Genomic DNA, 5995 nt, shown 5'->3' on the forward strand with positions numbered 1-5995 from the left:
ATTATGATGTTCTTTTCTCTTTATTATATATTTTATATATCATATTTTTACCTTTGATTTTATGTTTTTAAAATATTTCTCATAGTTCTTACTTTAATTTATTTCCTATTTCCTAAGAAATATTTTATATTAATAAATATTTTACTTTTAATCAAATAAATACGCTAATTATTCTTTTTTTATTTATTACAACTAAAATAAAGCCATAGCTTATTCACCATGACTTTATCAAAACACTATCTTTTTTTCTTTTTACTTTTCTTTTTCTTATGATTACTTTTATTTGCATAAGGATCTTTTATCTTTTCAGTTCCAGGTGGCTCCACATTTTTGTAAATATTTTTAAATCCTTTATAAGCTACTCCCAATCCAAAAAATCCTAAACACAGTATTAATGGAGAAAGTACTTTAACTAAAAATAAACTAGCTATAAAAACTAAAAATCCTACAGTACTAACATAAACATTTATCTTACGCCATCTTTCCATGCTAAGACCTCCATAATAAACAAGTATCACCTCTAATACTTCTATATTACTTAGCATAAAACCTTCTTTTATCTTGAGGTAATTAAATTTCTTTCTATAATTACTGCAATTATGCTTTCATATTTGAATGAAGCTGGTAAAACTTTTTTTATTACATTTAAGTTATCACTTTTTACTTCTTCCATAGCTTTTAAAATCATTTCTTTTTCAAATTCACTATAAAAATCTTCTATATTCAACTCAAAAGTTAATTCATTATTTTCTAAAATATAATTATTTATATAAGTTAGTAATGTTGAAACAGATACTTCTACTTCTATTGCCACTTCACTTATGCTCTTCCCTTGATTTAATAAATCCAGAGCTATTTCATTATTTTTTCTATTATCATTGTCTAAGATAACTTTTAATTTTTTCTTTTCTTTCCAAATATTATTTATTTTGCTTTCTTCTAGATATTCTTTTACTAAATTTAGTATATCTTCTCCATATTTCTTAATTTTAACTGGACCAACACCTGTAATATCCTTTAATTGCTCTTCATTTATAGGATATCTACCACTTATTTCTTTTAAAGTATTTTTAGATAAAATTTTATAAGGAATAATTTTTTCCTTTTTAGCATAAAAACTCCTTAATTCTTTTAATCTATTATATAGTTCTTTATTTGTGTTAACATACATAAACTCATTATCTAACATATCTTCATTTTTTATAACGTTTTTCGATATATTATTTTCTTTTATAAAGGTTTCTATTTTATCTTCAAATATCTTTCCATAATTATTATATTTCATCTCTCCTATTCCAGAGATATTTAACATTTCTTCCTTCGTAGTTGGATAAGTTTTACACATTTGAATCAATGCAGTATCCGAGAGTACCATATATGGGGCTATATGATTTTCTTTTGCTATATTTAATCTAGTTTCTTTAAGAATTTCAAATAATGGATTTTCATTTTTATTATTATTTTCCATTTTTATTTCATTAAATTCAACTTTTAAATTTCCCTTTATTATTTCTTTTGATTGATTATTAACCCTTACAGTTGCAAAGGATGAATTATAACTCATACTTTCCACCATATCCAAATATCCATGAGAGATTAAAGTATTTATAAAAATTTTTAAGTCATCACTTTTATAATTTTTCATAATTCCGTAAGTAGATAAATTATTAAATCCTAACTCTAAAACTCTTTTATTTTTAGAACCTCTTAAAACATCTACTATCATATTTATTCCAAAACTTCTTTTCATTCTTACAATACAAGAAATAACCTTCATAGCATCTTCAGTCTTATCAACTTTTATACTATCATCTAAGCAGTTGCTACAATTATTACAATTATCTTTGTATTCTTCTCCAAAGTAATTCAATATACTTTTCCTATAACAGTCATTACTATAAACTAAATCAATCATTTGTTGTAATTTATTATATTGATTTGCTTTTCGATCTAAGTTTTGAATGGAAGAATCTATAAGTAATTTTTGTGTTGTTATATCTTGAGGTGAAAATAATAAAGTACATTCACTTTTTTCACCATCTCTACCTGCTCTACCTATCTCTTGATAGTAGTTTTCTATACTTTGAGGCATATTATAGTGAATTATCCATCTTATATTACTTTTATCTATTCCCATACCAAAAGCATTCGTAGCAATCATAATACTTATATCATCATTTACAAATCCCTCTTGATTTATTTTTCTTTCTTCATTTGAAAGGCCGCCATGATATTTTGATACAGAATAATTTCTTTTTCTTAAACTTTCATAAATTACTTCCACAGATTTTCTTGTTGCTGCATAAATGATACCACTGCTATTTTTATTTTTTTCTATGTAGTTTAGTAAATACTGATTTCTGTTACAGTTTTTGATTATATTAATATTTAAATTATCTCTATCAAAACCTGTAATATAAGTATCAAAATTACTAAGTTTTAAATTTTTTATAATATCTTCTTTCACTATTTGTGATGCTGTTGCTGTAAAAGCAGATATTATAGGCCTTCTATCTAGTCTTTCTATAAATCCACATATTTTAGTATAACTTGGTCTAAAATCATGTCCCCATTGAGATATACAATGTGCTTCATCTATAGATATTTGACTTATATTCAAATCTTTAATTGTATTTATAAAATCAAAGTTATCTAATCTTTCTGGTGCTATATATATTATCTTATATTTATTTTCTTTGATATCATTTAAAATCTCACTTATTTTATTTTCACCTAAAGAACTATTAATATATGCAGCATTTATGTTCATAGCCTTTAATGTATCTACTTGATCCTTCATTAAAGATATTAAAGGAGAAACAACCAATGTAATACCATCTAAAATTAAGGCTGGTATTTGATAACAAATTGATTTACCTCCTCCAGTTGGCATTATAGCCAATACATCTTTTTTATTTAAAATAGAATTTATTATATTCTCTTGGCCAGGTCTAAAATTTTTATATCCAAAATATTTTTCCAATATTTCTATAGGTTTATTATACATATTTTCTCTCCTATATCCGAACTTGTGTTTCATATAATTATATCCTAAATCTAGCCATTAATACAAGTTGTAATCAATATTTTACTTTCTTTGAGATTAAATTGTTTTTATATATATCTCTATTAAAAATTATATTATTTTATTTTTATTAACCAATTATTTTAAATTGTGTTAATATTATGTAGTAAATTTATATTTTCAAGTTATGGAGGTAATTTTATGAATACTCAGTTAATATCTATTCTTATTTTTTTAGTTGTGATACTTTCCATAGTCACTGAAAAAATCGATAGAACTGTTGCCGCAATTAGCGGGGCTGTATTAATGATTCTTACAAATGTTTTAACACTCGAAGAAGGTATTTCTCATATCGACTTTAATACTATAGGTGTATTAATCGGTATGATGATTGTTGTATCAGTAGTAAAAAATTCCGGATTGTTCGAATATATTGCAATATTTACTGCAAAAAAATCAAAGGGCGATCCTTGGAAAGTAATGGTTTCTTTTATGGTAATAACTGCTCTTTTATCAGCTTTTTTAGATAATGTTACTACTGTATTACTTATAGGTCCAATGACTATTGTTATATGTCAAATACTTAAAATTAATCCTGTTCCATTTTTAATAACACAAATAATAGCTTCAAATGTGGGTGGAACTTCAACATTAATAGGCGATCCACCAAATATTATGATTGGTAGTTCAGCTAATTTAAGCTTTACAGATTTCATAGTAAACTTAGGTCCTATAGTTATTATAATACTTATATTTGTAATATATTGTTTTAAATTTATATACAAAAATAGTTTAATAAGTGGTTGTAGTGAAGATGTAATTAATAAACTTGATGAAGAAAAAGCAATACAAGATAAGCCTTTATTAATAAAAAGTCTTATCGTATTATTTTTGATACTATTAGGATTTATATTCCATAGCAAAATTCAAGTAGAATCATCAATTGTAGCTCTGACTGGAGCTTGTGTGATGCTTCTGATAGGAAAGCAAGATGTAAATGAAATAATTGACTCAATTGAATGGACTACTATACTATTCTTTGTCGGATTATTTGTAGTGGTTGGTGGTTTATCTCAGTCAGGAGTTATTCATAATATGGCTATGTTTTTAATAGATATTACTAATGGTAATATGACTCTTACAGTTCTTCTTATTTTATGGATATCAGCTATAGTGTCATCTTTCCTTGATAATATTCCTTTTGTAGCCACTTTAATTCCGCTTATTTTAACAATGCAAACTCAAGGAATAGATGTCACTCCACTTTGGTGGGCAACATCTCTTGGAGCATGTTTAGGAGGAAATGGAACATTAATAGGAGCTTCTGCTAATGTGGTTTTAGCTAATATAGGTGAAAAACATGGATATGAAATAACTTTTAAAAAGTATTTTTCTGTAGGTTTCCCAATAATGATACTAACTGTTATTTTATCTACAGTCTATTTATTAATTAGATTTTAATTTAATATTTTTAATATAAATTAGGCAATTATAAATTTAATAAATTCTTAGGTGGTGATTTTATGAGCATTATAGACACGTCTTCTACAAAGGGAGATTCCATAGAAATTTTACTTAGACAAATTGGTGCTTCAAAAATAACAAAAGTAAAAGGTTACTTATATTTTATCAAGTTTAATGTTGATGGAATAGAAATTACTTACACATATAATATAAATCACAAAAATCAGTATTTTCTTCAAAGAATTGAGCCTTATCCTCTTGGGAAAGGTGTTTTTAGCAATGAAATAGAGATAGTATCTTTTATTGAAAAAGATATTAATAAATTCAAAGCTGCTAAGGAATTAATCGATTTTGATAAATTTTTAGATCTTAATCATAAAGTAACAGATTTAACAACTAAACTAGAACATTTATTTTTAAATTATGATGTTTCTTCAATTAATATAGAAAAACTACAAAGTATGCTAGATTCATTTAATGAGGAAGTAAATGTTTTAAGAAAAAATTCAAGAAAAGTTAAATAAAGAAAGAAGAACCATGATATTATTCCTGGTTCTTCTTTTTTATAAATTTATTCTAATTTATAACTTTTAGCTTCTTATTTATTCAAATTATATTATTTAGTGGTTTCCACATCCATGATGATTACAACCATTTAGTGAAGTAAATTCTTCTAACTTATTTTCTTTTAACAATTGTAAATTTTCTTTTATACTAGATTCAACAGCTCTATAAACCTTAGTTCCCATACTATTTAGTTTAGATATAGCCCCAGCTCCTATCCCTCTAACTAAAACCACATCAACCTCTCTTCCTGAAAGAGCTTTTAAAGGTTGACATTTTCCATGTTCATGATTTAAATCACCATTGTCGATAACCTCAATGTTATTTCCTTCTAAATCAAATAATAAAAATTTTGGAGCTGATCCAAAGTGATTGTATGGACTACTCTCTATTCCATTATTCTCTTTTACTGGTATACATATTTTCATTTAAATTTCCTCCCTTTTCTTGCAGCATTTTATATTCCCTTTACAATTAGTGCTGCAACATTGTTTTGTTTTTTCCACATTTTCTAAGCCAATACAGGTATAATTTCCTTCATTTATAAATTTCATAAAAGATATACATTCATTAAATACCTCATCATTAATACAATAAAAAACATAATATCCTTCCTTGTATCCAGTTAAAATATTAGCTTCTTTCAAAATTTTAATATGTTGAGATACTGCTGAATCTGAAATTCCTAAATGTCTAGATATACCTTTTTGACATATAACTTTACTAGAAATTATCATAAGAATTTTTAATCTAGTTTCGTCACTTAAAGCCTTAAAAATCTTCACTAAATTTTCCATGTACAGCCTCTTTTTATTTAAGTAATTACTTAATTAAATTGTAGTAGTCTTAACTAATTCAATCAAGTATTTTATTTAATTTTTTCATAATAATAAATTTATGTAAACTAAGGACTTCATTAGTTGCTTAATTAGTAATACTTTG

General features: G+C 25.0%; 6 protein-coding genes. 2 read left to right on the top strand and 4 right to left on the bottom strand.

The window, feature by feature from the left end:
• Positions 1–236 precede the first annotated feature (236 nt).
• Complete coding sequence (locus tag J7G74_RS15905; protein WP_297137134.1) at positions 237–545, bottom strand: hypothetical protein; 309 nt, start codon at positions 543–545, stop codon at positions 237–239.
• Between the two features lie 11 nt (positions 546–556).
• A complete protein-coding gene (gene recQ / locus J7G74_RS15910; protein WP_297137135.1) occupies positions 557–3007 on the bottom strand; it encodes a DNA helicase RecQ in 2451 nt (816 codons plus the stop codon).
• A 219-nt stretch (positions 3008–3226) separates the two neighbouring features.
• Between recQ and J7G74_RS15915 the strand changes: the two genes are divergently transcribed.
• Both J7G74_RS15915 and J7G74_RS15920 read left to right on the top strand, forming a co-directional pair.
• A complete protein-coding gene (locus J7G74_RS15915; protein ID WP_297137138.1) occupies positions 3227–4486 on the top strand; it encodes an ArsB/NhaD family transporter in 1260 nt (419 codons plus the stop codon).
• A gap of 62 nt (positions 4487–4548) precedes the next feature.
• Positions 4549–5013, top strand: a complete 465-nt coding sequence (locus J7G74_RS15920; RefSeq protein ID WP_297137141.1) for a hypothetical protein — start codon at positions 4549–4551, stop codon at positions 5011–5013.
• Between the two features lie 96 nt (positions 5014–5109).
• Here J7G74_RS15920 and J7G74_RS15925 read toward each other — a convergent pair whose 3' ends face one another.
• Positions 5110–5481, bottom strand: a complete 372-nt coding sequence (locus J7G74_RS15925) for a NifB/NifX family molybdenum-iron cluster-binding protein (RefSeq protein WP_297137144.1) — start codon at positions 5479–5481, stop codon at positions 5110–5112.
• On the bottom strand, positions 5482–5850 hold the full coding sequence (locus tag J7G74_RS15930) for an ArsR/SmtB family transcription factor (protein WP_297137147.1): 369 nt from the start codon (positions 5848–5850) through the stop codon (positions 5482–5484). It lies immediately after the preceding gene.
• Positions 5851–5995 lie beyond the last annotated feature (145 nt).

Source organism: Terrisporobacter sp. (genome assembly GCF_017888745.1).
Lineage (GTDB): Bacteria > Bacillota > Clostridia > Peptostreptococcales > Peptostreptococcaceae > Terrisporobacter.

Bases quoted from the DNA above. Each gene is read 5' to 3' on its own strand.
- recQ (WP_297137135.1), bottom strand. From the start codon at position 3,007: ATGTATAATAAACCTATAGAAATATTGGAAAAATATTTTGGATATAAA.
- J7G74_RS15925 (WP_297137144.1), bottom strand. From the start codon at position 5,481: ATGAAAATATGTATACCAGTAAAAGAGAATAATGGAATAGAGAGTAGT.
- J7G74_RS15915 (WP_297137138.1), top strand. From the start codon at position 3,227: ATGAATACTCAGTTAATATCTATTCTTATTTTTTTAGTTGTGATACTT.
- J7G74_RS15905 (WP_297137134.1), bottom strand. From the start codon at position 545: ATGCTAAGTAATATAGAAGTATTAGAGGTGATACTTGTTTATTATGGA.
- J7G74_RS15930 (WP_297137147.1), bottom strand. From the start codon at position 5,850: ATGGAAAATTTAGTGAAGATTTTTAAGGCTTTAAGTGACGAAACTAGA.
- J7G74_RS15920 (WP_297137141.1), top strand. From the start codon at position 4,549: ATGAGCATTATAGACACGTCTTCTACAAAGGGAGATTCCATAGAAATT.